The sequence below is a fragment of the Burkholderia sp. MSMB1826 genome (assembly GCF_001526325.1).
Classification (GTDB): Bacteria; Pseudomonadota; Gammaproteobacteria; order Burkholderiales; family Burkholderiaceae; genus Burkholderia.
Window position 1 is genome coordinate 168848 of the sequence record NZ_LOYN01000038.1, and the last position, 26972, is coordinate 195819.

Annotated in this window: 24 protein-coding genes; 16 read left to right on the plus strand and 8 right to left on the minus strand. The window is 68.2% G+C overall.

What is annotated here, in order from left to right; all coding sequences use genetic code 11:
* Window positions 1–14 precede the first annotated feature (14 nt).
* Together WS95_RS23170 and WS95_RS35130 are read right to left on the minus strand one after the other, a co-directional pair.
* Window positions 15–653: an alanyl-tRNA editing protein gene (locus WS95_RS23170; protein WP_059826338.1), complete on the minus strand. Its 639-nt coding sequence runs from the start codon at window positions 651–653 to the stop codon at window positions 15–17.
* 456 nt (window positions 654–1109) lie between these two features.
* Window positions 1110–1409, minus strand: a complete 300-nt coding sequence (locus WS95_RS35130) for a hypothetical protein (protein ID WP_156444571.1) — start codon at window positions 1407–1409, stop codon at window positions 1110–1112.
* Window positions 1410–1644: 235 nt separating this feature from the next.
* On the opposite strand from WS95_RS35130, the gene WS95_RS23175 reads away from it, so the two are divergent.
* The 3 genes from WS95_RS23175 to WS95_RS23180 all read left to right on the plus strand — a co-directional run bounded on the left by WS95_RS23175 (window position 1645) and on the right by WS95_RS23180 (window position 3879).
* Entirely contained in the window at window positions 1645–2922 is a 1278-nt protein-coding gene (locus WS95_RS23175) for a hypothetical protein (RefSeq protein WP_059780108.1), read from the plus strand.
* A gap of 174 nt (window positions 2923–3096) precedes the next feature.
* Entirely contained in the window at window positions 3097–3252 is a 156-nt protein-coding gene (locus WS95_RS35390; RefSeq protein WP_011548928.1) for a hypothetical protein, read from the plus strand.
* Window positions 3253–3399: 147 nt separating this feature from the next.
* Window positions 3400–3879 (plus strand): GNAT family N-acetyltransferase, encoded by a 480-nt coding sequence (locus tag WS95_RS23180; RefSeq protein WP_059792812.1) that lies wholly within the window; start codon window positions 3400–3402, stop codon window positions 3877–3879.
* A gap of 151 nt (window positions 3880–4030) precedes the next feature.
* Here WS95_RS23180 and WS95_RS23185 read toward each other — a convergent pair whose 3' ends face one another.
* Complete coding sequence (locus WS95_RS23185; RefSeq protein WP_082747003.1) at window positions 4031–7099, minus strand: heavy metal translocating P-type ATPase; 3069 nt, start codon at window positions 7097–7099, stop codon at window positions 4031–4033.
* 466 nt (window positions 7100–7565) lie between these two features.
* Here WS95_RS23185 and WS95_RS23190 point away from each other — a divergent pair, with 466 nt between their 5' ends.
* A complete protein-coding gene (locus tag WS95_RS23190) occupies window positions 7566–9002 on the plus strand; it encodes a DUF1254 domain-containing protein (protein ID WP_059826341.1) in 1437 nt (478 codons plus the stop codon).
* A 151-nt stretch (window positions 9003–9153) separates the two neighbouring features.
* The gene (locus WS95_RS23195; protein ID WP_059826344.1) at window positions 9154–12981 is read left to right on the plus strand and encodes a DUF748 domain-containing protein; all 3828 of its coding nucleotides are present in this window, start codon (window positions 9154–9156) and stop codon (window positions 12979–12981) included.
* Between the two features lie 52 nt (window positions 12982–13033).
* Here WS95_RS23195 and WS95_RS23200 read toward each other — a convergent pair whose 3' ends face one another.
* Window positions 13034–13255 carry a hypothetical protein gene (locus tag WS95_RS23200; protein WP_011548933.1) on the minus strand — a complete coding sequence of 74 codons (222 nt, stop codon included), beginning with the start codon at window positions 13253–13255 and terminating at the stop codon, window positions 13034–13036.
* A 251-nt stretch (window positions 13256–13506) separates the two neighbouring features.
* Here WS95_RS23200 and WS95_RS23205 point away from each other — a divergent pair, with 251 nt between their 5' ends.
* Window positions 13507–15183: an alkaline phosphatase family protein gene (locus WS95_RS23205; RefSeq protein WP_059826348.1), complete on the plus strand. Its 1677-nt coding sequence runs from the start codon at window positions 13507–13509 to the stop codon at window positions 15181–15183.
* A 78-nt stretch (window positions 15184–15261) separates the two neighbouring features.
* On the opposite strand, the gene WS95_RS23210 is transcribed toward WS95_RS23205, so the two are convergent.
* Window positions 15262–16179, minus strand: coding sequence for a LysR substrate-binding domain-containing protein (locus WS95_RS23210; RefSeq protein ID WP_059826350.1), 918 nt, complete (start codon window positions 16177–16179; stop codon window positions 15262–15264).
* Between the two features lie 162 nt (window positions 16180–16341).
* Here WS95_RS23210 and WS95_RS23215 point away from each other — a divergent pair, with 162 nt between their 5' ends.
* The 8 genes from WS95_RS23215 to WS95_RS23250 all read left to right on the plus strand — a co-directional run bounded on the left by WS95_RS23215 (window position 16342) and on the right by WS95_RS23250 (window position 22777).
* Window positions 16342–17193: an ABC transporter permease gene (locus WS95_RS23215; RefSeq protein ID WP_059826353.1), complete on the plus strand. Its 852-nt coding sequence runs from the start codon at window positions 16342–16344 to the stop codon at window positions 17191–17193.
* Window positions 17194–17200: 7 nt separating this feature from the next.
* On the plus strand, window positions 17201–18244 hold the full coding sequence (locus WS95_RS23220; protein ID WP_059826355.1) for an ABC transporter ATP-binding protein: 1044 nt from the start codon (window positions 17201–17203) through the stop codon (window positions 18242–18244).
* Window positions 18245–18270: 26 nt separating this feature from the next.
* On the plus strand, window positions 18271–19359 hold the full coding sequence (locus WS95_RS23225) for an extracellular solute-binding protein (protein ID WP_059792821.1): 1089 nt from the start codon (window positions 18271–18273) through the stop codon (window positions 19357–19359).
* 10 nt (window positions 19360–19369) lie between these two features.
* Window positions 19370–20200: an ABC transporter permease gene (locus WS95_RS23230; protein ID WP_059826358.1), complete on the plus strand. Its 831-nt coding sequence runs from the start codon at window positions 19370–19372 to the stop codon at window positions 20198–20200.
* A gap of 61 nt (window positions 20201–20261) precedes the next feature.
* Complete coding sequence (locus WS95_RS23235; RefSeq protein ID WP_095211607.1) at window positions 20262–20732, plus strand: TIGR00725 family protein; 471 nt, start codon at window positions 20262–20264, stop codon at window positions 20730–20732.
* Between the two features lie 121 nt (window positions 20733–20853).
* Window positions 20854–21048 (plus strand): YqaE/Pmp3 family membrane protein, encoded by a 195-nt coding sequence (locus WS95_RS23240; protein WP_059792823.1) that lies wholly within the window; start codon window positions 20854–20856, stop codon window positions 21046–21048.
* Between the two features lie 112 nt (window positions 21049–21160).
* Window positions 21161–22477: a type II toxin-antitoxin system HipA family toxin gene (locus WS95_RS23245; protein ID WP_059826360.1), complete on the plus strand. Its 1317-nt coding sequence runs from the start codon at window positions 21161–21163 to the stop codon at window positions 22475–22477.
* A gap of 15 nt (window positions 22478–22492) precedes the next feature.
* Window positions 22493–22777, plus strand: a complete 285-nt coding sequence (locus tag WS95_RS23250; RefSeq protein ID WP_059826363.1) for a helix-turn-helix domain-containing protein — start codon at window positions 22493–22495, stop codon at window positions 22775–22777.
* 124 nt (window positions 22778–22901) lie between these two features.
* On the opposite strand, the gene WS95_RS23255 is transcribed toward WS95_RS23250, so the two are convergent.
* From WS95_RS23255 to WS95_RS23265, 3 genes are read right to left on the minus strand one after another with little or no spacing between them, the layout of a single operon-like run.
* Window positions 22902–23081 carry a hypothetical protein gene (locus tag WS95_RS23255; RefSeq protein ID WP_059826366.1) on the minus strand — a complete coding sequence of 60 codons (180 nt, stop codon included), beginning with the start codon at window positions 23079–23081 and terminating at the stop codon, window positions 22902–22904.
* Entirely contained in the window at window positions 23053–24060 is a 1008-nt protein-coding gene (cydB, locus tag WS95_RS23260; RefSeq protein WP_034205974.1) for a cytochrome d ubiquinol oxidase subunit II, read from the minus strand. Before cydB ends, WS95_RS23255 begins: the two co-directional genes overlap by 29 nt.
* A 30-nt stretch (window positions 24061–24090) precedes the next feature.
* Window positions 24091–25512, minus strand: a complete 1422-nt coding sequence (locus WS95_RS23265) for a cytochrome ubiquinol oxidase subunit I (protein ID WP_059826369.1) — start codon at window positions 25510–25512, stop codon at window positions 24091–24093.
* 469 nt (window positions 25513–25981) lie between these two features.
* Between WS95_RS23265 and WS95_RS23270 the strand changes: the two genes are divergently transcribed.
* The gene (locus WS95_RS23270) at window positions 25982–26308 is read left to right on the plus strand and encodes a hypothetical protein (protein WP_059780102.1); all 327 of its coding nucleotides are present in this window, start codon (window positions 25982–25984) and stop codon (window positions 26306–26308) included.
* 13 nt (window positions 26309–26321) lie between these two features.
* A partial coding sequence (locus WS95_RS23275) for a YMGG-like glycine zipper-containing protein (protein WP_257139935.1) occupies window positions 26322–26972 on the plus strand: 651 nt, incomplete at its 3' end.

The window sequence follows — 26972 nt, forward strand, 5'->3', positions numbered from 1 at the left end:
TGGAGCGCTCCGTCTCAGCCGAGCGTGATCTCGATGCGCTCCTTGCTTTTGCCGGGATTCCTGCGCTTGAGCACGAGCGTGCCGATTTCTCCCGTCGTGCGGGGGTGCGTACCGCCGCAAGCCATCGTCGCGAAGCCGTCGACTCGCCAGTAGCGGCGCTGCAGCGCGACGTCGGTGTAGCCGGTCACGATCGGCAGATCCGCTCGGACGAGCGCTGCCGTTTCCTGTTCCAGAAACGGCAGCAGGGCGGCGAGACTCGTGTCGTGCGCAAAATCGATGCGCGCCTTGTCGACGGAGATGTGTGCGCCGATCCGCACGATTCCGGGCACCTGCCGATAGATCAATTGAAGCACCATTTCGGCTGCGAAATGCAGCCGCATCAGGCGATAGCGGCGCGCCCAGTCGATCTCGATGTCGACGGTCTGGCCCACTTCGAGCGCGTGGCCGGCGCCCAGCCGGTAAACGATGTCGAGCGCCTCCTTGCGCGCTTCGCAGACCGGGTGGCCGCCGATCGTGCCGGCGTCGCCTTCCTGCCCGCCCGAGAATGCGAAGAAAATCGTCGAGGCCAGTCGCACATCGGGACCGTTCACGTCAGTGACGACGGTACGGTGCGTGCTGAGGTAGGCATCTTCCCAGAATAGCTTGCGAGTCATGGTGCGTTGGAAGGCTCATGAATGGAATCGCGGACAGTATCGCGCCAACCCACGCCGCACAAGTTGCGCGAACGTCCAGCGCAGCGTGCATATCAAAACTGAAGATCCGTCTTGAGGGAACGACGCGTATTCTGCGGCGGGTCCTCCGGAGCGAGCCGGCTAACAAACGCCTGCGACGTGTCGGTGATCCGCACCACAATTTCCCGGCGCTGGGCGCAGCATCGTGAGACCGACGCGCTTGACCGCGACGCGCTTACCGACGCGATGATAGCGCCAGGCTCGCTAGTCGCGAAATGCCCGTTGGACATTGTTCAGGTCGAATGGGTTCGCTGGCCCAATTCCGGAAACTGGATAGGAAGCCGTGAGCGGCAACGCGGCCGCGCGCATTGCTTTCGGCTTTGGGGCGACGGAGGAATCCTGTCGACGTCGTGTCGTTCGGCACTTTTTCGCGTGCCTTCATTGAGTTGCATACTTCTCGCCTTTCCAGCTCGGCTTCAGTTTTTCATGAGCCCGGCGGGCGGCTTTCTCGAATGTCAGGACAGCGGTGGCAATGCTGGCCGCTTCTCGATCCCGATTGCGTTGGTCGACTGGATTTTCGTCGTTATCGATGGGTTTGCGTAGCGCAATCGTTTTCTCATTTACTTCAGCGATAGAGATTTCGGAGTAGGCGCCCAAGCCCGCGTCGCATTGCTTACCCGTCACCGGGCGGGTGAAGCGTAGGGTCCATTTGAAGCCCGACTTCGTGGGGAGCGGCAAGCAGTCCCCGTTACCTTTCCGTCAAAGACTGGTTTGTCGGTTGGTTTGAGCGTTTTGGCTCGTTTGTCGGTTAGCATCGGTTTTCGGCCCATCACGTCGCCCATTGCCCAGCAAGCGTCGCTGGCTCGGGCTGGATAGCGTTGGAGTAAATTCGACAAGTTGATGGTGCAAGTTATTGATTTATTGCAGAATACTTGGTTTCTGACGGACGTCCTCGGACAATAATTTGGCAGACATGACCGAAGCTTCACCTCGCTTACGTTCCCGTTCCAACCGTTCACCCGGCCGGTCCCGCATGCGTTCAGCCGCTGCTGCGGGCGACACGTTCGCCAGGACGACCGCGCGCCCCGATAGTGCGTCGGGCGGCGATGCGTCGCGCGATGCGCTGACGCTCGACCTGTTCGGCGATCCGGTGCTCGAGCCTGTCGAACGGGCGCCGGTCGCGTCGCGTGACGAAGTCGTAGAGGAAACCGACGCGGCGACCGGTGCTGCCGAGGATGCCGCCGCGGGAATGCAGGCAACGCTGGACGGGTTCAGCGCGCCGGAGGGCGCGACGGCGGTCGGACCGGCGGAAACCGGGCGCGCCGTGCCGGCTGATGGTGCGGGCGAGGCCGCGATTGCCGATCGTTTGCCTGCGGCTGACGGTGCCGCAACGAAGGCCGACGACGCGCCCCTGGTCGATGCCGCTGCGATGGCCGCGATCGAGCGGCACGCGGCGGGCGGTGAAGTCGCGGCACCGGTCCTTGCCGCCACCGCCGGTGCAACGGCCGTCAAATCACGTGGAGGGCGACCGCCCGGTGACGCCGTGAAGGAGCGCCGCGCGTCGTTCGGCGGCAGACGTCGGGCGGCGGCCGGTGCCAGCGAAGCGGTGGCGCCGATGCGGTCCGAGCCGGTCGCGACGCACGTCGATACGGTACCGGAAGCGACTGAATCGAAGCCGTCGGCGGCCGCTGCCGCGCCCATCGGCGTGCAGACGCCGGGCCGGCCGGCCCAGCCAGCAATCGCCATGCAGGCCGCGCCGCCTCGTGATGCTGCCCCGCAACCCGACACCCGGCCGTCGCCGGTTGCGCAGCCCGTGGCATCGGCCGCGTCGTTCGTGACCCGGCCATCATCGGAGCGTACGCAGCCGGCCGCGCCAGCCTTCGATCCGGACACGCACCTGCGCCCGCTGACCGACCGGCTCGCCGCGTTGCAGTCCGACGTGGACGGCTTGACGGGCTCGGCCGATCGCGAGATGCGCCGCGTCAACCGCTTGCTGCTCGCGTTGGCCGTCGTCGTGCTGGCGGGGCTCGTCGCGCTGGTGCTGCAAACGCGGCAGATCGCGCACCTGAAGCAGGACGTGGCCGCCAAGCAGCAACGGATCGATCGCCTTGCGGCCGATCTGTCGACGCAGCAGGCCACGTTGATGACGCTCGAGGAGCATCACGAAGCGCTCCTGTCGCAAGTCGACCGGCTTCAGCGCAACGCGAACCGCGACGCGGCCGTCGCGAAGCGGGGGCGTCGCACGCGCTGATCGTTTCGACCCTATCCTGAAAGCGTGATGGAGCAAGGATCGCCGTTCCGCAGCGGCGGTCGGCTGTCGTGCGCGTGCGGCAAACCGATGCAGCCCACTGGCAGAATCTAGGGAAAACCCTTAGAATGGTGACATCTAAGGGAAAACCCTAGTCATATCTGTCAGGAGTCTCACATGAGCTTCATCTTCGCCCTGCTGCAAAAAATCGACGACCTGTTCGTGTCCCCGCACCTGCCGCTCGACGCCGAATACTCGTACGCCGCACGTCACGCCGAGGCCGAGCGCGTGCGCCGTGCGAACCTGGTGCCGATCGTTCTGTATCGTCGCTGATTCGCTGATTCGCTGATTCGCTGATTCGCTGATTCGGCGCGGCGTCCGCCGCACCTCCCTGCCTGCCCGTTTTCCACCGCCGCATCGCGCGCCGGTGCGCCTGTCCCGCTACACTGGAAGTTTGATTCCGTTCACGGCGACCGGGCCATGCTGCAGATGCGGCCGATGACGGCCGGCGAATTCCGCGCGTACCGCACGCGAGCCATCGACGGCTACGCGAGCGATCTCGTTTCCTCCGGGCAAAATGCTGTCGAAGACGCGGCCGATCGTGCGCGCGCCTGTTTCGACACGCTGCTGCCGGACGGCCTGCTGACCGCCGGCCAGACCCTCGTCACGCTCATCGACGGCGCCAGCGGCGATCCGGTGGGCGACCTCTGGTACGCGATCGTCCCCGAAGGGCCGAACCGCACACTGTTCATCTACGACCTCGACATCGTCCCGTCCCGGCGTCGCCAGGGCTGGGCCACGCGCGCGCTCGATGCGCTCGACGCCGAGGCACGCCGGTACGGCGTCACCGAGATCGGATTGTCGGTGTTCAATCACAACGCGGCGGCGCGTGCGCTGTATCGCGCGTGCGGCTTCGCGCCGATCACCACGACGTTGATCAAACCGGTCGTATCGGACTGAATCCGCCGGCTCGCGACGCGTCGTGACGGGCTGCCGGTCCCACACGCCGTGTAGCCGACCAACGTCGGCACGCTTCCCGACTGTTCCTGTCGGTCGAACGTCGAGCCGCCGACCGACCTGTTCGCTCATCCGGCATTCACCGCCTGCCGCATCAACGCGCGCGGCCTTTCCATCTCCGCAGCAGCAACGCGTTGGTCACGACGCTGACGCTGGAAAACGCCATCGCCGCGCCCGCGATCACCGGGTTCAGCAACCCGAGCGCCGCGAGCGGCACGCCGACCAGGTTGTACACGAACGCCCAGAACAGGTTCTGCTGGATCTTGCGGTACGTGCGTTTGGAGATGTCGATCGCGTCGGCGACGAGGGCCGGGTCGCCGCGCATCAGCGTGATGCCGGCCGTGTGCATCGCGACGTCCGTGCCCGTCGCCATCGCGATGCCGATGTCCGCCGCGGCAAGCGCCGGCGCGTCGTTGATCCCGTCGCCGACCATCGCGACGATCCCGCCGTGCGTGCGCTTCAGCTCGGCGACGACGCGCGCCTTGTCGTCGGGCAATACCTGCGCGTGCACTTCGCCGATGCCGAGCGCCGCCGCGACGGCCGCCGCGCTGCCGCGGTTGTCGCCCGTCACGAGCGCGCTCGCGATGCCGCGCGCCGACAACGCCGCGATCGCGTCGCGGGCGCCCGGCTTCACGGTGTCGCCGAATGCGATCAGCGCGAGCACCGCGCGCGGCGCATCGGCACGCATCAGCCACGAGATGGTGTTGCCGGCGCCCTCGAGTTCTGCCGCACGGGCGTCGAGCGCCGGCGGTACCGCGATGTCGAGTTCGTCGCGCCAGCGCGTGCTGCCGAGCGCGAGCCGCTGCCCGCCGACGTGCGCTTCCACGCCGCGTCCGGCCACCGCGCGCGCGTCGGTCGCGACGACCGACTCGGCGGCGCCGCCCTGTGCGGCCACGTCCGCGTCATGCGCGGCGACCACCGCACGCGCGAGCGGATGATCGCTCTGGCGCTGCACGGCCGCCGCGAGCGCGAGCGCTTCGTCGCGCGGCACGCCGACGGCGTCGAACGCCGTCACGGACGGCTTGCCTTCGGTCAGCGTGCCGGTCTTGTCGAACGCGATCACGGTCGTGCGCTGCGCGAGCTCGAGCGCCTGCGCGTCCTTGATCAGCACGCCGTGCCGGGCTGCGACGCCCGTGCCGGCCATGATCGCGGCGGGCGTCGCGAGACCGAGCGCACACGGGCACGCGATCACGAGCACCGCGACCGCGTTGAGGATCGCGGTCTCCATCCCGGCGCCGGCGATCAGCCAGCCGACCAGCGTCAGCACGGCGATGCCGAGGATCGCCGGCACGAACACCTCGCTGACGCGATCGACGAGCCGCTGGATCGGCGCCTTCTCGGCCTGCGCGGATTCGACGAGGCGGATGATGCGCGCGAGCGTCGTTTCCGCGCCGATCGCGGTGGTTTCGACGACGAGCGCGCCTTCGCCGTTGATCGAGCCGGCCGTGACGGCGTCGCCGTCGTCCTTCGGCACGGGCAGGCTTTCGCCGGTGATCAGCGATTCGTCGATGTGCGAGCGACCCGACACGATCCGCCCGTCGACGGGCACGCGCTCGCCGGGCCGAATCCCGACGTGCGTGCCGACGCGCACCTGCGATAGCGGCACGTCGCGTTCGACGCCGTGCTCGACGACGCGCGCGCGGTCGGGGCGCAGCGCGTTCAGCGCGCGGATCGCTTCGGTGGTCTGGCGCTTCGCGCGCGATTCGAGCCACTTGCCGAAGCGCACGAGCGTGACGATGACGGCCGACGCTTCGAAATACAGATGGCCGGGATGCGCGGGATCGCGCAGCAGCATCCACAGGCTCAGCCCGTACGCGGCCGACGTGCCGAGCGCGACGAGCAGGTCCATGTTGCCGGTGCGCGCCTTCACCGCATGCCAGGCCGCGCGGTAGAAGCGCGCGCCGAAGCCGAACTGCACGATCGACGCGAGCACGAGCTGGAGCCACCCGGGCAGCATCAGGTCGATGCCGAACGGTGCGGCGAGCATCGGCGCGACGAGCGGCGCGCTCAGCACGGCGGCCGCGATCACCAGGTTGCGTTCGCGGATCGCTTCGCGGCGCTTGCGTGCGTCGGGGTCCTGCGCGGGACTGGCCGGTCGTAAGTCGGTGCCGGCCGTTTCGGCTGCGGGTGAGGCGGCGGGAAGCGACGCACGGTAGCCGGCCGTGGCGACTGCGGCGATCAACGCGGCGGTGTCGAGCGCGCCGGCGCCGTGCACCGACGCGCGTTCGGTCGCGAGATTGACCGTCGCGCGCGCGACGCCCGGCACGGCGGCCAGCGCTTTTTCGACGCGGCCGGCGCAGGACGCGCAGGTCATGCCGCCGATATCGAGTTCGATGTCGGCGGCAGCGGACGTGACGGCAGGCGTAGCGACGGCAGCCGGTGTCGCGTCATAGCCAGCCTGTTTCACCGCTTCGGCAAGCTGCGCGGCGGAGACGTCGGCCGACGCGTCGACCGTCGCGCGTTCGGTCGCGAGGTTGACCGATGCGCGCGTGACGCCCGGCACCTTGGCGAGCGCCTTTTCGACGCGCGACACGCAGGATGCGCAGGTCATGCCGTCGATGTCGAGTTCGATGCTGGCGGGCGCGGCGGGCAACGCAGTGGCAGTGGCAGCGGCCGGGACGGCGGTGTCCGACGTCGTCGGCGTTGCGCCATAGCCGGCCTGCCTCACGGCATCCGCCAGTTGCGCGGCGGACACGCCTGCCGACGCATCGACGGTCGCGCGCTCGGTCGCGAGATTGACCGATGCGCGCGTGACGCCCGGCACCTTCGCGAGCGCCTTCTCGACGCGCGACACGCACGACGCGCAGGTCATGCCGTCGATGTCGAGTTCGATCGTCGCGGCGGCAGCCGGCGCCGCCGGCGTCGCGGGGCGTGGCGCGTGCGCCGAATGCGCGGCCGCGACGGCTTCGACGGCTTCGACCGCCGCTTCGCGCACCGCTGCGCGGTAGCCGGCCTCGCGGACGGCGTCGACGAGCCGACCGGGCTCGACCGTCTCCTGTGCGGTGACGGTTGCCGCATGGGCGTCGAGATCGACCGCCACGCCGATGACGCCCGGCACGGCGGCCAGCGCGCGCTGCACGCGGCCGGTGCAGCCGCCGCAATGCATGCCGTCGACGCTCAGTTCGATCGTGTGCAGCGCCGTGGAGGCAAGTGGTTCGGTCATGTCGGATTCCCCAAAGGCGCGGCTCGTGCCGCGAATGGTGCCAGTATCAACATTCCCATGATGGTAAGGTCAAGCGCCGGCGACGATGCGCCGCATGTCGATGCACACAGATTGTCACCATGCGGAAAAGGCGATCGCCCGGCTTCCAGACGGACAGCCGGCGCGCGCCGAGGCGCCAGGCTTGGCGCTCGCGAGGCGTTGACGGGTTGATGCTCCCGGTGCAGTTCCAGATTTTTGCCGAATCCCGTGGACTATTTCGGATTTTTTAACGGTTCGGCTAGCGTTCTACCCGTTATTCGGCATATTGGGGGATGCCCTTAGGCGCTATGATACCGGCCTGACATCAGCGCCCACCGTTACGAATCGTAGCGAAACGGTCATCCGGGCACGCTGGGGTGCCTTGTTTTCGCCGTTCGTGAGGCGAACAGGGCGTTGACTGAAAAGAATGATATTCGGCCAGTAATCGATGATTGAAAACCAGCGAGAATCAGTTTCTCTGCGACGCGCGTGCGCGTCGCTGGCCATTGCGGCGTTGCTTGCGGGATGCGCGTCGCAACCGGACGCGATCCAGCGGAAAACCGGCTGGATGCGTGCGGAAGTCGCCGACTCCTATATCTATGCGTATCCGCTCGTGCTGATGGACGTCGCGAAGGAAGCGGCGACGGGCGGCGACGGCGCGCAACCGGGGCAGGCCCCGCTCAACACGCTGCGCCACGCACAGGCGCTGCCGCCCGTCGGCGCGGTCAATCCGCCGCTGCCGGGCGTCGACACGCTCGACTCGACCGGCTGGCTCGACGTCGCCGCCGAACCCGTGATCGTCACGCTGCCCGACACGCGCGGCCGCTACTGGGACGCGCGCGCGCTCGACATGTGGACGAACGTGCTGTGGTCGTCGTCGAGCGTTGCAGCGCGCGGCGCCCGTGGCGCCGGACGACCGCAAACGATTGCCTTTGCCGCCAGGGACTGGCAGGGCACGCTGCCGAAGGGCGTGCTGCGCGTCGACGTGCCGTCCGCCAATGCGTGGCTCGAAGTGCGGCTGCAGACGAGCGGCGGGCGCGACCTGACGAACGTGAAGAAGCTGCAGCGCGCGATCCGCGTGGTGCCGCTGTCGGTCTACACGGGCGCCGAGCGCGGCGCGTCGGTCGCGGTCCATGCAGGCAGCGCGCCGTCCGAAGCGGTGGGCGGCGGCACGCCGGCCGAGCAGGTGGCCGCGCTCGACCCGAAGGCGTTCTTCACGCGCTTCGCGCAGGCGCTGCAGGACAATCCGGCGCCGGCCGACGACGCGCACGCCCAAGAATCGCTCGCCGACATCGGCGTGAAGGCCGGCTACCCGGTACTGTGGACGGGCGACCGTCTCACGGCCGCGACGGCCGGCATCGCCGAGGCGCGCGCGCGGCTCGCGACGCCGCCGTCGAACCTGCTGAACGCGAACGGCTGGAACTGGATCGGCGACACGGCCGGCAAGTACGGCCAGGACTACGCGCTGCGCGCGTACGCGGCCTACACGCAGTTCGGCACCGCGACGCGCGACGACGAGACGCTCGCGATCACCCGCGTCGACAGCGACGGCCATCCGCTGAACGGCGCGAACCGTTACGTGCTGCATTTCGCGCCGGGCGCACTGCCGCCGGTACGCGCGTTCTGGACGCTCACGCCGTACACGACCAACGGCGCGCTGCCCGACGTCGGCTCGGCGCGTCGCTCGCTCGGCGATCGCGACCGGCTGCGCCGCAACCGCGACGGCTCGATCGACATCGTCGTGTCGGCGTCGCCGGGCGGCACGCATGCGGCCAACTGGCTGCCGGCGCCGCGTACCGATTTCGTGCTCGCGTTGCGCCTGTACGCGCCGAAGCCGCAGGCGAGCGACGGGTCGTGGATGCCGCCCGTCGTCGTCCGGAAATGAACGGTTGACCGCCGCCGCTGTCCGACCGGCGGGCGCGGCGGCGGCGCCCGACCTCCGTACCGTCACTTCCTGAGCCTATACTTTCGGGATAGCGTGCGCGGTCGCCCGGTTTTCCGGTGCGGTCCGTCGTCCATTTCCGAGACATTCAAGCATGGCAAGCGCAGACAAAGAAACCGTACCCTCGACCCTCCATGCCCTCGGTGGCGTTGCACGCTCGCGCCGGACCCGGCGTATCGGCATCGGCGTGCTGATCTTCGTCGTTTTATTCGGACTGCTCGGCTTCTTCGCGGCGCCGCCGCTGATCCGCCATGTCGCCGAACAGCAGTTGAGCAAACAGCTCGACCGTCCGGCCACGATCCAGCGCATCGCACTGAACCCGTACACGCTGAACCTCGAAGCCGACGGCATCCACCTCGGCGAGCGCGGCGGCCAGGGCGACTTCATCGACATCGGCAAGCTCGTCGTGAGGCCGTCGTGGTCGTCGCTGTTCCGGGGCGCGCCGATCGTCAACGAAATCCGGCTCGATTCGCCGCGCTTTCATATCGTCCGCTACGACGCGCAGCGCTTCAACTTCACCGACCTGATCGAGAAGTTCTCGTCGCCGTCGCCGCAACCGGACAGCAAGCCGGCGCAGTTCTCGGTGTCGAACATCCAGGTCAACGACGGCCGGATCGACTTCGACGATCGCCTGCTGAACGAAAAGCACGTCGTCGACAACTGGACGCTCGGCATTCCGTACATCGCGACGCTGGCCTCGAAGACCGACATCTTCGTCGAGCCGAAGCTGCGCGCGCGCTTCGACGGCAGCCCGCTTTCGATCGACGGCAAGACCAAGCCGTTCGCGCAGTCGCGCGAATCGGAAATCGCGCTGAAATTCGACCGCCTCGACGTGCCGAAGCTGATCTCGTACGCGCCGGCGAAGCTGCCGGTGATCGTGACGAGCGGCCTGCTGAGCAGCGACCTCACGGTCAATTTCGTGATGAGCGGCGAGACGCCCGCGCTGCGCGTGTCGGGCACCGTCGATCTGAACGACGCGAAGGTGACCGACCGCGCGTCGGCGCCGCTGTTCGCCGCGCGCGGCGTGCACGTCGCGGCTGCCGGCCTCGAGCCGCTGCGCAACGCGATGCACTTCGACGAGATCCGGATCGACCGGCCGGTGGTCGACCTGTCGCGCGACAAGCAGGGCGTGCTGAACGTTGAGAAGCTCGTCGCGCAGCCGGCCGCCGCACCGAAGGCCGAAGCCGGCAAGCCGGCCGCGTCGGCCGTCGCCGTTGCCGGCGCGGCCGGCGCCACCGTCGCCGCGGCCAGCGCCGCCAGCGGCGCGAAGGCAGAAGGCAGCGCCGCCGCGAAGGCAGCGCCGCCGCTCGACCTGACGATCCGTCGTTTCGCGATCGACGGCGGCACGATCAACGTCGACGACCGCGTGCCGGCGACGCCGACCGCGATGTCGCTGACGAAGCTCGCCGCGACGCTCGACGGTTTTTCGCTGCAGGGCAAGACACCCACGAAATACACGCTGTCGACGTCGCTGTCGCGCGGCGGCGACGTGACGGCCGAAGGCGCGTTCAATCTCGCCGCGAAGCAGGCCGACACGAAGCTGACGGTCGCCGCGCTCGCGCTGCCGGCGCTGCAGCCGTACCTGGGCGAGGCGACGCGCGCGCGCGTGCTCGACGGCACGCTCGGCGCGACCGTCAACGCGAAGACCGACTGGGGCAAGACGCCGCTCGCCGCGGAAGTCGCGGACAGCACGATCAGCCTGAAGTCGCTGAAGGTCGCCGCGCCGAACGACAAGGCGCCCGCGATCGCGCTGCCCGACGCGAGCGCGAAGATCGCGAAGATCGACGTCGCCGCGCGCACCGCCGAGATCGCGAGCGTCGACGCGAGCGGGCTCGCGCTCGACGTGAAGCGCCTGAAGGACGGCAAGATCGACCTCGCGGCGCTGGCCGAACCCGCGCAGGCGGCGGTGCCGCAGCGCACGGTCGCGCGCAAGGCCCAGGCCGCCGCGCCGTCGTGGCACTACCGGATCGATGCGCTGAACGTGAAGGACGCGTCCGCGAACTTCACCGACCTGTCGACGCCGCGTCCGGTGAAGCTGGCGATCAAGCCGCTGGAGCTGTCGGTGCAGAAGGTGAGCGACGATCTGACGAAGCCGCTGCCTGTGCAACTGAAGGCGACGCTGAACCGCAAGGGCTCGCTGAACGTGTCGGGCGACGTGACCGCGCAGCCGCTGAAGCTCGGCCTGAAGATCAACGGCAACCGTCTCGATGCGGCCGCGTTCGAGCCGTACTTCGGCAGCGCGCTGAACGCGACGATCGCGAGCGCGCTGCTCAACGCGCAAGGCAACCTGACGTTCGCGCAGGTGAAGGACACGCCGCGCGCGACCTATCGCGGCGACGTCGCGCTGGTCGACGTGCGGATGCTCGACAAGGCGACCTCCGACCCGTTCGCGGGCTGGCGCTCGCTCGCGCTGTCGAACCTGAAGGCGAACTACGACGAGAAGGGCACCGACGTCGACGCCGCGCGCGTGACGTTCTCGAACTTCTACGGTCGCGTGCTGCTCGACGCGCAGGGGCGGCTGAACCTGAAGGACGTGGTCGCGAAGGAGACGGGCCCCGCGCAGTCGCTCACGCGCGACGCGAGCAAGGGCGAGCCGGTGCCGCTGTCGCCGGGCGTGACGCCGCCGGCCGCCGCGCAGGCCGCCTCGGCCGCGGCCGCGCAGCAGGCGTCCGTGCCGGCCGCCGCGTCGGCGACGGTGGTCGTGAAGGCCGCGCCGCAGCCGCAGAACCCGGTGCGGATGCACTTCGGCGAACTGCTGCTGCAGAACGGGCGCGTCACGTACACGGACAACTTCATCAAGCCGAACTACACGGCGAACCTCGTCGCGATCAAGGGCACGATCGGCGCGTTCGGCACGGATTCGACGACGTCCGCGCCGGTCGACGTCGCCGCGAACCTCGCGGGCAACGGGCCGATCTCGATCAAGGGCTCGGTGAACCCGCTGATCGAGAAACCGGCGCTCGACCTCACGGCGACCGCGCACGACATCGAGCTGACCAATCTGACGCCGTATTCGGCGAAGTACGCGGGCTACCCGATCACGAAGGGCAAGCTCAACGTCGATCTGCACTACCAGCTCGCGAACGACCAACTGTCGGCGAACAACCACATCTTCATCGATCAGCTCACGTTCGGCGATCGTGTCGAGAACGACACGGCGACGAAGCTGCCGGTGAAGCTCGCGATCTCGCTGCTGAAGAACACGCGCGGCCAGATCGACGTGAACCTGCCGGTGTCGGGCTCGCTGTCGAATCCGGAGTTCAGCGTCGGCGGGCTGATCTGGCACGCGGTGTTGAACCTGATCGCGAAGGCCGTCACGTCGCCGTTCACGCTGCTCGCGAGTGCGTTCGGCGGCAGCGGCGGCGAGGATCTCGGCTACGTCGAGTTCGCGCCGGGTTCGTACGCGTTGACCGACGCGCAGCAGAAGAAGCTCGACACCGTCGTGAAGATGCTGACCGAGAAGCCGTCGATCCGCCTCGACCTGATCGGCCGCGTCGACCCGGCGCAGGACACGCCGGGGCTGCGCGACGCGTACGTCGAGCGGCTGGTGCGCCAGCAGAAGCTGAAGGACGTGGTCGGCCAGGGCGAGAGCGTCGATCCGATGTCGGTGAAGGTCGACAAGGCCGAATACTCGAAGTACCTGACGCGCGCGTACAAGGCCGCCGACTTCAAGAAGCCGCGCAACCTCGTCGGCCTGCAGAAGACGTTGCCCGATGCGGACATGAAGCAGGCGCTCGCCGATCACGCGCCGGCCGACGACAACGCGCTGCGTGCGCTCGCGCAGCAGCGCGCGCAGGTCGTGCGCCAGTATCTCGACGGCAAGATCGACTCGAGCCGCATGTTCGTCGTCGCGCCGAAGCTCGACGCGAAGGGCATCTCGGACAAGGGCGCGACGACCCGCGTCGACTTCGGGCTGCAGTAAGCGTCGCCGCCCTCCGCCGCCGCGCCCGCGCCTTCCGGGCGCGGCGGTCTCGTCAGCGCCCGGCGATCGCCGGTTCGCGCTTGTCCAGCTCCTTCCTCGCGGCCAGCGGCAGACGCGCGTCGTCCCACTGCGTCAGCCATTCGACTTCCTTCGCGGTGAACACCTGTCCGTAGTTGCGCAATGCGTACTGCAGCGCGTCGACGACGTGATGGCGAATGATTTCGGGGGTACGTGCATCGTCCAGCACGAACCGGAGAGCTTCCAGGGTTGACATAGTCGTGCTCCGGGTCAGGGAAAACCCTTTATCACACGCCAATAGTCGCGGGCCAAGCCGAAAAAAAATCCGGCCGCGCGGGCCGGCGCACGCGAAGGCCGCGTATTGCGACGGCTTCGTGTCATTTGCGATTGGTTACGTTTGACAGAGAACAGAAAGCCCCGCTTCATCCGACCGCCGCACGATCCGGCGATATTTTGCGCGCCTGACGGCAAGTCGCGTAGTTCAACATCAATCGGTGAGGTGGGGTGATGATTTCCAGGTTCATCAAGCAACGGAAAATGGCGGTGATGGTGGCGGGTGCGCTGGCGCTCGCCAGCGCGGGCGCGCATGCGGCGCAACAGGACGGCAACGCTCACGGCGAGAGCAACGGGCGGACGAGCCGCGTCGTGAAGCACGTGCTGCTGCTGAGCATCGACGGCCTGCACGAACAGGATCTCGCGCGCTGCATCGGTGCGAATACGTGCCCGAACATCGCGGTGCTCGCGAAGAGCGGCGTGACGTACGCGAATGCGTACACGCCGGGCCTGTCGGATTCGTTCCCGGGCCTCGCCGCGCTCGTGACGGGCGGCTCGCCGAAGACGGCCGGCCTGTTCTACGACGTGTCGTACGACCGCAACCTGTACGCGCCGAGCGACACGACGTGCTCGGGCAAGCAGGGCTGGAACGTCGTGTTCGACGAGACGACCGGCATCGATGCGTTCAACGGCGGCGCGCTCGTGCACCTCGACGGCGGCGGCGCGTTCAATCCGCAGGCGATCCCGCATGCGAAGGTCAACGGCCAGTGCGTGCCGGTCTACCCGCACAACTACGTGAAGACCAACACGGTGTTCGAGGCCGTGAAGGCCGGCGTGCCGAACGCGCGCACCGCCTGGGCCGACAAGCATGCGTGGGGTTACGACTGGCTGAACGGCCCGTCGGGCACCGGCGTCGACGATCTGATGCGTACCGAGATCAATTCGATCGACCCGACGACCAACACCGACTATACGGACGTCTACTCGCACACCGCGCGCTTCGACAACCTGCACGTGCAGGCGCTGATCAACCAGATCGGCGGCCGCGATTCGACCGGCACGAAGAACGCGCCGGTGCCGACGCTGTTCGGCGCGAACTTCCAGACGCTCAGCGTCGCGCAGAAGGCGCCGGTCGCGAAGGGCGGCGGCTATCTCGACGCCGACTTCACGCCGAACGGGCAGGTCGCGAACGCGATCACGTACGTCGACGACGCGATCGGCCATGTCGTCGCGGCGCTGAAGCAGGCCAACCTGTACACGTCGACGGCGGTGATCGTCACGTCGAAGCACGGCCAGTCGCCGACCGATCACACGAAGCTCGTGAAGAACGGCGACACGCTGACGAAACTGCTCGAAGCGAACAACTTCATCGACCCGAACGGCAACTTCGGCCAGAACAACACGGCGACGGGCAACCTGAACGACGGTTCGGGCCTGGTCGGCACGGGCTTCGTGCAGACCGACGACGTCGGGCTGATCTGGCTGCGCGATCGCAGCCAGCGCACGGCCGTGGTGCAGACGCTGAAGGCGAATCTCGGCTGCAACGCGCCGGGGATCTGCGCGGACGGCCCGCAGGCGTACGTGTTGTACGGCGCGGCGCTCGCCGACCGCTTCGGCGATCCGGCCAACGGCCGCACGCCGGACATCGTCGTCCAGCCGAATCCGGGCGTGATCTACACGTCGAGCACGAAGAAGGACGAGGAGCACGGCGGCAACGCGCCGGACGACAGCCACCTCGGCCTGCTCGTGTCGTATCCGGGCCTGCATCGTGCGCGCACGGTGAACGATCTCGTCGGCACGAAGCAGGTCGCACCGACGATCCTCGCGCTGCTCGGCGCCGACCCGCGCCTGCTGCAGGCGGTCGTGGCCGAGAATACGCGCGTGCTGCCGGGGCTCGGTATCGGGCGTTGACGGTGTATGCCGGATACCGACGTCGCGCGGTGTCCGGCAACGGGCGCGTGCCGCCGCAGGCGGTGCGCGCCGTTCGTTTCAGGGCGACGGCGTACCGTCTTGCACGCGCCCGGCTTCGTCCAGCATCCACTCCCTGAAACGCCGCAACGCATCGCTCCTGTCGAGCCGTTCCGGCGCGTAGCACAGGTAGTGTCCCTGCGCGTCCACGTCGACCGGTGCGTCGAACGGCTCGACCAGCGTGCCCGCAGCGAGATTGTCGAGAATCAGGAAGCGCGGCACCAGGGCGATCCCGAGCCCGGCCTGGGCCGCCTGAATCAGCACCGAATACTGCTCGAAGCGTGGCCCGGCCAGCGCGTTCATTTGCGACGCGCGATGACGTTCCGCCCAGGCGGACCACGCGATCTCCGCCTGTTCGTGCACGAGGCGCGGCGCGGCCACGGCATCGACAGGCCCACGCAGCGCATGCCGGTCGGCGAATTCGCGCGAGCAGGCCGGCACGAAAGTCCGCCCGCCGAGATAGTCGCTTCGCACCCCTTCCCATCCGCCGTCGCCGTAGCGGATCGCCGCGTCGAGCCCGAACGGAAACACGTCGCCGGGCGCGAGATGACGGCGAAAGCTCAGCGTGACGCCCGGCGCGGCGGCGAGAAAGCGCGTGAGCCGCGGCAACAGCCACTTCGTCGTGAAGGTCGGCACGCTCGCGATCGTCAGCAGGTCGCTGTTTTCGCGGGCGCTCAGCAGCTCGATCGACGCGTTGCCGATTTCGCGCAGCGGGCCGACGACGCGCGCGTGATACACCTGACCGGCACGGGTGAGCGCGAGGCCGCGCCCCTCGCGCACGAACAGCTTCACGCCGAACAGCGCCTCGAGGTTGGCGATCTGCCGGCTGACCGCGCTCGGCGTCAGGCCCAGTTCGCGGGCCGCGTAGGAGAAGTTCAGGTACTTCGCGGACGTGGCGAATGCATGCAGTTCCGCCACGTTCGGATACAGGTGCTTCATGGCGAGCTGTTCCGTCCTTGCACAGGTCGATGCGCGCTTTTTACGTTTTTTTCATGACGATGCCATGTCGGAACCGCACACTGCGCCGGCTTCGACAACGCGTGCGGGCCTCGTCCGGCGGGCGTTGCGCGAGGATTTTTCCGATCGTCAGCGAGTGTGTTCATGCCTGCGTCAACCGCCCCGGCCGTGGCCGACGGTATTCCGATTCGTCGTAACAAACCGGCCCGGCCGCCCGTCGGGCACCTGCTGCTGCAGGCGCTGCTCGCGGTGTTCGCGCTCTACCTGCTGTTGCCGATCGCCTTGCTGCTGATCGGCGCGGTGGGCGAATCGTGGACGAACACGTTGCTGCCCGCCGGAGTCACCGGGCACTGGTTCGCCGACCTGATCGCGAACCGGAGCTTCACGCGCGCGTTTGGCGTGAGCTTCATCGTCGCGCTGGCGTGCTGCGCACTCAACGCGGTGATCGGCCTGCCGCTCGCGTATGCGCTGCATCATCGCACGCAGGCCGGCGGCGGTTTCGCGACGCGCGTCGTGATGCTGATGCCGGTCGCGGTGCCGGCGCTGACGCTCGGCTTCGGCTACATCGCGATCTTCAGCGGCGACGCGCTGCCGTGGCTCGGCACGCTGCCGCTGATGATCGCGGCGCATGCGGTGCTGACACTGCCGTATCTGCTGCAGACGCTGCTCGGCGACCTGCGCCACCTCGGCCTCGCACGGCTCGAGGCCTGCGCGGCGACGCTCGGTGCGACGCCGCTGCGCCAGTTCGTCACGATCGTGCTGCCGAACCTGCGCCATAGCCTGTTTTCCGGGCTCGTGATGGTGGCCGCGCTGTCGATCGGCGAATTCCAGATCTCGAACCTGATCGCCGGCTTCCGCTACCGGAACTATCCGATCGTGTTGCTGCAGGCGTTCTACGGCGCGACGGGGATGGCGTGCGCCGCCACCGTCGTGCTGCTCGTGCTCGCCGTGCTGGCGACGCTCGTGTCCGTCGGCACCGTGCAACGTCTGAAGTGAGTCATTCATGAGCCTCGAATTCGAACACGTCAGTTTCCAGTATCCGGGCGCCCGCCATGGCGTCGACGACGTCACGCTGTCCGCCGCGCAGGGCGAACTGCTTGCGGTGATGGGGCGCAGCGGGTCCGGCAAATCCACGCTGCTGCGGCTCGCGGCCGGGCTGCTCGACGGCTGGCGCGGCCGCATCGCGATCGGCGGCGACGACGTGGCCGGCGTGCCCGTCTGGCGGCGCGAAGTGGGGATGGTGTTCCAGCACTACGCGCTGTTCCCGAACCTGTCGGTGGTCGACAACGTCGCGTACGGGCTGCGGATGCGCGGCGTCGCGGCCGACGTCCGGCGCCGCCGCGCGCTCGACATGCTCGAGCGGGTCGGGTTGTCGGCGCACGCGTCGCGCGGCATCGCGATGCTGTCCGGCGGACAGCAGCAGCGCGTCGCGCTTGCGCGGGCGCTCGTGATCGAGCCGAAGCTGCTGCTGCTCGACGAGCCGCTGGCGGCGCTCGATGCCGGCATCCGTCATCAACTGCGCGACGAGATCCGGGCACTGCAGCGCGCGTGCGGCGCGACGACGCTGTTCGTCACGCACGACCAGGACGAAGCGCTGAGCATGGCCGACCGTGTCGCGATCGTCGACGGCGGTCGCGTGCTTCAGGCCGGCACGCCGCGCGACTTGTACGAACGTCCGGCGACCGCCCAGGTCGCGCGCTTCGTCGGGCATTCGACGCTGCTGCGCGGCCGCGTGCTCGCGCACGGCGAAATCGACGTGCGCTTCGCGACGCTGCGCGCGGAAACGGGCGCGCATCGGCCGGGGACGGAGATCGCGGTGCTGGTGCGGCCCGAGCACGTGCAGGCCGATCCGCCGGCGCAGAGCGCGAATCGCATCGAAGGCCGTCGCGGGGACGTGCGTTACTTCGGCGCAACGCAGCGCTACGACTTCATTCCGGACGGCTCGACCGACGTGCTGCTGTGCGAAGGGCGAGAGCCCGCCGCGCGCAGCATCGCGATCGAACCGCGCCATCTGCTCGTGCTGCCGGCATCGCCGGATGCGCGCTGATTTCTTTCGTTCAACGGAGATTCACGATGTTTGCAGGCTCCTCTCTTGTGAAGGCCATGCGTGCCCGCGTGCTGGCGCTGGGCGCGCTCGTGGCGCTTTCGTGCGCGGCGGCGCAGGCCGCGCCGCTGTATCCGGGCGAAGACGCGCTGTACGCGAAGGCGGCCGACGAAGGGCTCGTCGTGTCGTTCGATACCGGCCCCGAATGGGCGAACTGGAAGGCACTGTTCGCCGAATTCCGCAAGCGCTACCCGAAGGTCGAGATCACCTACAACGACATCGGCTCGGCCGCGACCGTCGTCGCGCTCGACAAGTCGCGCCGCCGCCCGCAGGCCGATACCGCGTACTACTTCGCGGCGTCGGCGCTCGACGCGGCGGGCAAGGACGTCGTCGCGCCGTTCAAGCCCATCAACTTCGACAGGCTGCCGGGCGTGTTCCGCGCGACCGACGCTCGCTGGTTCGCCGTGCATTCGCTGAACATCGCGTTCCTGGTCAACCGGAAGCTCGTCAAGAACGTACCGCAGCGCTGGTCCGACCTGCTGAAGCCCGAGTACCGCAACGCGGTGGTCTATCTCGACCCGCGCTCGACCGGACAAGGCCAGGTCGCGGTGTTCGCGGCCGCGTATGCGAACGGCGGCGGCGTCGAGAATCCGAAGCCGGGCGCCGACTTCTTCGGCAAGCTGAAGCAGGCCGGCAACGTGCTGCGCGTGGAGGGCACGACGCCGTACGCGAAGTTCGTGAAGGGCGAGATCCCGATCCTGATCGGCTACGAGAACGACGGCCTCAAGGCGAAGTACGCGGACGGCATGGGCGACGCGGCCGACGTCGTGATTCCGCAGGACGGCAGCGTGTCGGCACCCTACGCGATGAGTCTCGTGAAGAACGGCCCGAACCCGTCCGCCGCGCAGCTCTGGCTCAACCTCGTGATGAGCGACGTCGGGCAGGCGCTGTTCGCGCAAGGCTACGTGCGTCCGGCGGTGCCGGGCACGCCGGTCGCGCCGGAAGTCGCGGCGAAGCTGCCGAACGCGCCGCAGGTGCGCCCGCTCGATGTCGCGAAGGCGGCGGCGCGCAAGGCCGAGGTCGACCAGCTCTGGTCGCAGGCCACGCTCGGCCAGTAAGGGGCGAGGGATGCAGGCTTCCTTATCCGAACGCGGCGTGCTGCGCCGCTTCGGCGCGCTTCCTGCGGCGGCATTGCTTGCCGTGTGTTTCGTGCTGCCGCTCGCCGCGCTCGTCGACGCGGCATGCACGGGCGGCGGCCGCGCGTTCGCGCCGGTGTGGCGCGATCCGCTCGTCGCCGATGCGATCGTGCGCTCGCTGGCGCTGGCTGTCGGCGCCGGCACGCTGTCGGTCGCCGTCGGCGTGCCGGTCGCGTTCGCGCTGGCCGGACAGTCGCCGGCCAGTCGTCACTGGTCGCTCGCGTTGCTCGGCGTGCCGCTGGCGTTTTCCGGGCTGGTGATCGCGTACGGCTTCATCCTCGCGTTCGGCCGCTCAGGCTTCGTGACCACGCTGCTGGCCGCGCTGGGCGCCGATCCGACCGTGATCGGCGGCGCGATCTACACGATGCCCGGGCTCGCGGTCGCCTATGCGTATTACCTGATCCCGCGCGTCGCGCTGATGATCTACCCCACACTCGCGAATCTCGACCGGCGGCCGCTCGAGGCGGCGCTGACGCTCGGCGCGCGGCCCTGGCGCGCGTGGCTCGACGTCGCGTGGCGCGAGCTGTGGCCGTCGGTCGCATCCGCATGGTGCCTCGTGACCGCGATCGCGCTCGGCACGTACGGCACGGCGCTGGCGCTGGCCGGCACGCAGATCAACATCCTGCCGCTGCTGATGTATTTGAAGCTGTCGGACGGGCAAACCGATTTTTCGCAGGCGGCCGTGCTGTCGATCGGGCTGACGGCCATCTGTACCTGCGTTCTGGCACTGGGGGAAGGTCTTGTTCGCCAACGACGTCATTGAATGCGCGTGGTCCGAACCGGCCCGCGACGCGCTCGCGCGACTGGCGCAACGGCAACGCGGCATGCACCGGCACCGGATGCCGGTCGGCGTGATCGGCCCGCGCGACGCGACCGACGAACAGATGCGGGTCGCGGAACGGATCGCGCACGCGGTGGCGGCCACGGGTATCGCGCTCGTCGGCGGTGGCAAGCAGGGCGTGATGGAGGCCGCCGCGCGAGGCGCGCATGCGGCCGGCGGCTGCGCGATCGGGCTGTTGCCCGAAGACGACGCCGCGCTGGCGAATCCGTACCTGAGCGTCGCGTTGCCGACCGGCCTCGGGATCACGCGCAATGCGCTGGTCGCACGCGCGTCGGTGTGCCTGATCGCGGTCGGCGGCGGGCTCGGCACGCTGTCCGAAATCGCGCTCGGGTTGCAGTGGGGCAAGCCGGTGTTCACGATTTGCGGTGCGCCGCAGGTCGCGGGCGTCGAGTGCTTCGACGACGCGGACCCGCTCGTCCTGCGTGTCGCGCAGTGGCTGGCCGATTCGGCGTAGCGCAGGCCCATCGGTACGGCGCTTCGCCCGGTGCTCGTCGTGCCCGTGCTTGAAACGGCGCGCGCAACCCGCCATATTGGCCGGGTATCGCCCGTTCAACGACGTACTCAAAGGACCGCTCATGCGCCTTCTGCTTGCCCTGCTGCTCCCGTGGTTCCAGTTCTTCACGATCGGCCGCCCGATCGCCGGGGTGATCTGCCTGCTCCTGCAACTCACGATCATCGGCTGGCTGCCGGCCGCGATCTGGTCGGTGTACGCGCTGAGCCAGTACAAGACCGATCGCAAGATCGAGGCGGCGCTGACCCGCAGAAGCTGATTCAAGATTGCGCCTGCTCAGGCGTGCTCGACAAAGAAGGTTGGCATTTCGGTAGAAAAATATATACTTTACTTGCTGATCGTCTAGTAATTTATATATATTTCTTCCGAAAATGAGCGCGTCCTGCACGATCCAACTCCATGCCGACGGTGCCTGGCACGATATCGGCGTCGTCACCCTGTTCGGCGACTCCGGGGAAGGTTGGCGCGCGCGTGCTTATACCGGGTACGACGTCGAGTGGGCCATTCGGCATCGGCCTGCCCGCGACGCGCATGCGATGACGTGCCGTTTTCCGGTTGGCCTCGAGCCACTGGAGACACCGCATTGGCCTGTTTTCCTGATCGATCTGTTGCCGCAAGGCTTCGGCCGCGAGGAACTGTTGCGCCGCCTCGGTTTGCCGGAAACGGCAGAGCAGCATGCCGACTGGCCGCTGCTGCTCGCGGGGGCCGGTAATTCGATCGGAAATCTGCGTGTCAGGGAGGCGGCGCAATGGCTTGCCGAGCATCAGGGGCCGCGGCAAGGCTTTACCGACGAGGAGGTGGTCGCGCGAGGCGACGCGTTCAGCGAATATCTTGCCGCGCACGGATTCTTTGTTGCGGGCTCTTCGGGTGTGCAGGGCGAGTGGCCGAAGCTGCTGCTGACCCGCGCGGACGACGGGCTGCTCTATCTCGATCACACGCTGCCGGACGAGCGCGCGGTCGAGCATTACATCGTCAAGTTCGGACGCGGCACGAACGCACGCCTTGCGCAGATCCTGCGTCACGAGGCGCCCTACATGTCATTGGCCCAGCGTCTCGGCTTGCGCGTGCATGCACCGCTGGTGCTGCGCGACCGCTCGCTCTTCATTCGGCGTTTCGATCGTGCGCGTGTGGGCGGTCGCGTTGTCCGGCTCGCTCAGGAAAGCGTTGCTTCGTTGACGGGCAACGCCGGCTTCGGTGTCGTGCCGAGCCATGACGAGGTATGCCGGCATCTCGTGCGTCAATGCACGAATCCCCAGGCCGAGGTGGCTGAATACCTGTGCCGCGACGTCGCGAATCTCGCGTTGGGCAACAAGGATAACCATGCGCGAAACACCGCGTTACAGCGCGATTTCGACGGCCGCATCGCGCTGACACCGCTCTACGACTTTGCACCGATGTATCTGCATCCGGACGGCATTGCGAGGCGTATTCGTTGGGAAGGAAATGACGGCGGACGGCCGGACTGGGCGCGCGTGCTTGATGCGGTCGTTCGGTCTAGCGAGCCGCGGGCGGGCGAGACGCATGTCGCGCTGGACCGTGCTGCATTGCAGGCGCGGCTGAGTGCGATGGCGCCGCGTTTGCAGGAAATCGCCGATCACGGCGCCGGTCTCGGATTGGAGGACGATGTGCATGCGTTCCTGAGGCCTGGACTCGAGCGGCTCGCCGGTGAACTGGATGCGCTTGGTTAGGCGGAGGACGACACGATGGACAAACGCTACAACGCGCTGCCGCTTCCCGAACAGCTTTTGCTCCGGCGGCAAGCGATCGAGGGCGTTCTCGCGCATCCCGAATGGTCGCTGCGCGAATCCCTGCGGTACCTGAAGAAGACGATGCGGCTGACGAGTGCGGAAATGGCAACGCTTGCCGGCGTGTCGACTAAGACGATTCAGGATATCGAACAGGGGCGCAGCGAAGGGACGGTGCAGACGATGAACCGCATATTCGGCATGCTGGGGCTCAAACTGGGCGTGGTGCGGCAGGACGCGTAGCCGGTCGCGCATTCGCCGCCGTCCTGCGCCGCCGATTGCCGACCCGATGTCACAAGGCGCTACGGCAGCGTGCAATATGGCGAGACGGGCGAGGGCTGGATGCGGGGCGTTGCACCCGCTTCGCCTACTTCACCGCAAACAGCGTGAGATTCATGAAGATCTTGAACGCATAGCCGAGCGTGACGGCGCCGATCACGCCGCCCGCCCACAGAACGACGAACCACATCCAGCCGCGCATCCGCGGCCGCGGCGCGCCGACCTGACCGGCGGGGGAATCAGTGGTGGTAGTAATGCTGGTCTTCATGGCGCACCTTGCCTCGGAATACCCAGTAACCCATCGTCGTGTAGGCGATGATGATCGGCAGGATAACCGCTGCGCCGACCAGCGTGAAGGTCTGGCTCGAACGCGGCGCCGCCGCTTCCCAGATCGTCATCGTCTGGGGAATCGCATACGGGAACAGCGTGACGAGCAGGCCGACGTAGCCGAGCAGCACGAGCGCCAGCGCGAGCACGAACGGCGTCATGTCGTGCCGGTCGCGTACCGCGCGACGCATCCACACCGCGCACGCGGCCACCAGGAACGGCACCGGCAGCAGGCGCCAGAACAGCCCCGAATCGAACCAGCGCTGCGCGATGGCCGGATCCTGCAGCGGCGTCCACAGGCTGACGATCGCGATGAAGCCGAGCAGCACGACGGTCAGCGGCCACACGACGCGATGCAGGCGCCGCTGCAGGTCGCCTTCCGTCTTCGCGACGAGCCAGCAGCAGCCGAGCAGCGCGTACGTGACGATCAGGCCGAGGCCCGTCAGCAGGCTGAACGGCGTGAGCCAGTCGAATGCGCCGCCGGCGTACACGCCGTCCTTCACGTCGATGCCCTGCAGGAACGCGCCGAGCGCGATCCCCTGGAACAGCGTCGCGCCGGCCGAGCCGCCGATGAACGCGAGATCCCACAGCTGCTTCGTGCGCCGCGCCTTCGCGCGGATCTCGAACGACACGCCGCGGAAGATCAGGCACACCAGCATGAAGATCAGCGGCAGGTACAGCGCCGACAGCACCGTCGAATAGACGACGGGGAACACCGCGAACAGCCCGGCGCCGCCGAGCACGAGCCACGTCTCGTTGCCGTCCCACACGGGCGCGACCGTGTTCATCATCAGGTCGCGTTCCCGCTCGTCCGGGAAGAACGGGAAGACGATGCCGATGCCGAGGTCGAAGCCGTCGAGCACGACGTACATGAAGAGCCCCAATGCGATGATCGCGGCCCAGATTACGGTGACGTCCATAAGTTTTTCTCGTATGCGAAAGGAGCGGGCTCAGACGGTCTCGATCAGCTCGTCGACGGCCGACATCGGGCGGCGCGCGGTGTGATCGGGGCGCGTGTCCGGCAGGTCGTGCGTCGCGTCGTGCTCGACGTCGGGCCGCGCGGGGCCGGCCTTCATCAGCTTCAGCATGTAGTACACGCCGGTGCCGAACACGAGGAAGTACACGATCACGAACGTCATCATCGACAGGCTGACCTGCTGCACCGACAGCGGCGACACGGCCTGCGCGGTGCGCATCACGCCATACACGACCCACGGCTGGCGGCCGGCTTCGGTCGTCACCCAGCCCGCGAGCAGCGACACGAAACCGGTCGGGCCCATCGCGAGCGCGAAGCGCTGGAACCCCTTCGATTCGTACAGGCGGCCGCGGCGGCGCAGCAGCCATGCGAGCGCGGCGAGGCCGATCATCGCAAAGCCGAGGCCGACCATGATCCGGAAGCTCCAGAACACCACCGTCGAATTCGGGCGGTCTTCCGGCGGGAAGTCCTTCAGCCCGCGGATTTCGCCGTCCCAGCTATGCGTGAGGATCAGGCTGCCGAGGTGCGGCACCTTGACCGCGTAGCGCGTCGTTTCGGCCTTCATGTCCGGGATGCCGAACAGGTTCAGCGGCGTGCCGCCCTTTTCGGTTTCCCACAGCCCTTCGATCGCGGCGATCTTCGCGGGCTGGTGCTTCAGCGTGTTGATGCCGTGCTGGTCGCCGATCACGGCTTGCAGCGGCGCGAGCACCAGCAGCAGCCACAGCGCCATCGAGAACATCTTCTTCACGCCCTTGTCGCGGCGGCCCTTCAGCAGGTGCCACGCGCCCGTCGCGGCCACCACGAGCGCGGCGACGATGAACGCGGCGATCGCCATGTGGAAGAGGCGGTACGGGAACGACGGATTGAAGACGATCGCGAACCAGTCGGTCGGCACGACGCGGCCGTCGACGATCTCGAAGCCCTGCGGCGTCTGCATCCAGCTGTTCGATGCGAGGATCCAGAACGTCGAGATCAGCGTGCCGATCGCGACCATCAGCGTCGCGCCGAAGTGCGCGCGCGGACTCACGCGGTTCCAGCCGAACAGCATGATGCCGAGGAAGCCGGCTTCGAGGAAGAACGCGGTCATGACCTCGTACATCAGCAGCGGGCCGGTGACGGCGCCGGCGAAGCTCGAGAAGCCGGACCAGTTGGTGCCGAACTGATAGCTCATCACGACGCCGGACACGACGCCCATCCCGAACGCGACCGCGAAGATCTTCGACCAGAACAGGCAGAGCGTCTTGTAGTACTGCTTGCCGGTCTTCAGCCAGCGATATTCGAGCACGGCGATGAAGCTGGCGAGGCCGATGCTCAGCGCCGGAAAGACGATGTGAAACGAGACGGTGAACGCGAATTGCAGGCGGGCCAGATCGAGGGCCGAAAGTGCGGTGTCCATACCAGTTGACCGAGGCTTGACGATACCCGCCGGCGGGTGCCGGCGGACCCCGGCGGACGGCGTCGGGGTTGGCTGGAGTATGGGCCGCGATGTTGCACCGCGAAATGCGCCAACTCGTCGCAGATGTCCAGCCCGTCGCGCGCGATTTCCGGATAAATCGTTGATTCGTATCAAGAAGGCCGTTCGCGGCGCGTACGGCCGCGGCGTGGCGGTCTGACGCACGTGCGTCAATATGGCGCGTCGCGTCATCGGAACGGTTTTGCGCAGACGAAAACCGTGTGTCGGGAGGGCCAACGGTTTCGATGCGTTAAACGCGTAACGCGCGCGTCCGAACGAGCGGGGCGTCTGTCACATGGGTAACGTCGCGCAACATTTGCGCGCCCGCCCGTAATGGATACCGGATCGCGTGCGGCGTAGCGTTCGGGATGTCCGGTTCGGATCGACGAACCGGCCTGCCGGAGAACGTGACGTGAATGGATTGAAGCTCGCGCTGGGCGCGGCGGCCGCGGTGGCGGTCGCGACGGGCGGCGTGGCGCATGCCGCCCGGGTCGGGGTCTATATCGGCCCCGGCTACCCGTACTACGCCCCTGTCGTACCTGCGCCGTACTACTACCCGCCGCCCGTCGTCGCGGTGCCGGTCGCTCCGCCGCCGCCGCCCGAGTATGTCGAGAAGGGGCAGCCGCAGGACGACGGCGACGCGAACCTCTGGTACTACTGCGACGCGTCGAAGCATTACTACCCGTATGTGAAGACCTGCAAGTCGGGCTGGCGCACGGTGCCGGCCCGACCGCAGTGACGGAGGCGCGACGATGAAGACCGTATTTCGACCGCTGCGCGTGCCGGCCGCGCTGGCGCTGGTCGCGCTGCTCGGCGCATGCGCATACATGCCGACCGGCCCGAGCGTGATGGCGCTGCCGGGCACCGGCAAGTCGTTCGACCAGTTCCGCGCGGATGACGGCAGTTGCCGCCAGTATGCGTTCCAGCAATCGGGCGGCGTGAGCGCCGGGCAGGCGTCGACCGCGAGCGCGGTCGGCAGCGCGGCCGTCGGCACCGCGCTCGGCGCGGCGGCCGGCGCCGCGTTCAACGGCGGCACCGGCGCGGCGGTCGGCGCGGGCGCGGGGCTGCTCGCGGGCAGCGTCGTCGGCGCGGGCGCCGCGCAGGGCTCGGCCTACGATGTCCAGCGGCGCTACGACTACGCGTATCTGCAGTGCATGTATGCGACCGGCAACCGTGTGCCGGTGCCGGGCGGCATGAGCGGCGGTAGTGGCGGCGGGTACGGCGGGGGGGGGCGCGGCCCCGCCCCCCCCCGCCCCCCCCGCCCCCCCGCCCCCGCCGCCCGCCGCGACCGGCGTGACGGCAACGACCTCGACGTGCTGATCGTCGGCGCCGGCCTGTCCGGCATCGGCGCGGCCTATCACCTGAAGCAGCGCTGCCCGCATGCGAGCGTGGCGATCGTCGAG

What these genes read in the sequence shown, in the direction of transcription:
- WS95_RS23170 (WP_059826338.1), bottom strand. Translation starts at nt 653, where the DNA reads ATGACTCGCAAGCTATTCTGGGAAGATGCCTACCTCAGCACGCACCGT.
- WS95_RS23175 (WP_059780108.1), top strand. Translation starts at nt 1,645, where the DNA reads ATGACCGAAGCTTCACCTCGCTTACGTTCCCGTTCCAACCGTTCACCC.
- WS95_RS35390 (WP_011548928.1), top strand. Translation starts at nt 3,097, where the DNA reads ATGAGCTTCATCTTCGCCCTGCTGCAAAAAATCGACGACCTGTTCGTG.
- WS95_RS23180 (WP_059792812.1), top strand. Translation starts at nt 3,400, where the DNA reads ATGCTGCAGATGCGGCCGATGACGGCCGGCGAATTCCGCGCGTACCGC.
- WS95_RS23185 (WP_082747003.1), bottom strand. Translation starts at nt 7,099, where the DNA reads ATGACCGAACCACTTGCCTCCACGGCGCTGCACACGATCGAACTGAGC.
- WS95_RS23190 (WP_059826341.1), top strand. Translation starts at nt 7,566, where the DNA reads ATGATTGAAAACCAGCGAGAATCAGTTTCTCTGCGACGCGCGTGCGCG.
- WS95_RS23195 (WP_059826344.1), top strand. Translation starts at nt 9,154, where the DNA reads ATGGCAAGCGCAGACAAAGAAACCGTACCCTCGACCCTCCATGCCCTC.
- WS95_RS23200 (WP_011548933.1), bottom strand. Translation starts at nt 13,255, where the DNA reads ATGTCAACCCTGGAAGCTCTCCGGTTCGTGCTGGACGATGCACGTACC.
- WS95_RS23205 (WP_059826348.1), top strand. Translation starts at nt 13,507, where the DNA reads ATGATTTCCAGGTTCATCAAGCAACGGAAAATGGCGGTGATGGTGGCG.
- WS95_RS23210 (WP_059826350.1), bottom strand. Translation starts at nt 16,179, where the DNA reads ATGAAGCACCTGTATCCGAACGTGGCGGAACTGCATGCATTCGCCACG.
- WS95_RS23215 (WP_059826353.1), top strand. Translation starts at nt 16,342, where the DNA reads ATGCCTGCGTCAACCGCCCCGGCCGTGGCCGACGGTATTCCGATTCGT.
- WS95_RS23220 (WP_059826355.1), top strand. Translation starts at nt 17,201, where the DNA reads ATGAGCCTCGAATTCGAACACGTCAGTTTCCAGTATCCGGGCGCCCGC.
- WS95_RS23225 (WP_059792821.1), top strand. Translation starts at nt 18,271, where the DNA reads ATGTTTGCAGGCTCCTCTCTTGTGAAGGCCATGCGTGCCCGCGTGCTG.
- WS95_RS23230 (WP_059826358.1), top strand. Translation starts at nt 19,370, where the DNA reads ATGCAGGCTTCCTTATCCGAACGCGGCGTGCTGCGCCGCTTCGGCGCG.
- WS95_RS23235 (WP_095211607.1), top strand. Translation starts at nt 20,262, where the DNA reads ATGCACCGGCACCGGATGCCGGTCGGCGTGATCGGCCCGCGCGACGCG.
- WS95_RS23240 (WP_059792823.1), top strand. Translation starts at nt 20,854, where the DNA reads ATGCGCCTTCTGCTTGCCCTGCTGCTCCCGTGGTTCCAGTTCTTCACG.
- WS95_RS23245 (WP_059826360.1), top strand. Translation starts at nt 21,161, where the DNA reads ATGAGCGCGTCCTGCACGATCCAACTCCATGCCGACGGTGCCTGGCAC.
- WS95_RS23250 (WP_059826363.1), top strand. Translation starts at nt 22,493, where the DNA reads ATGGACAAACGCTACAACGCGCTGCCGCTTCCCGAACAGCTTTTGCTC.
- WS95_RS23255 (WP_059826366.1), bottom strand. Translation starts at nt 23,081, where the DNA reads ATGAAGACCAGCATTACTACCACCACTGATTCCCCCGCCGGTCAGGTC.
- cydB (WP_034205974.1), bottom strand. Translation starts at nt 24,060, where the DNA reads ATGGACGTCACCGTAATCTGGGCCGCGATCATCGCATTGGGGCTCTTC.
- WS95_RS23265 (WP_059826369.1), bottom strand. Translation starts at nt 25,512, where the DNA reads ATGGACACCGCACTTTCGGCCCTCGATCTGGCCCGCCTGCAATTCGCG.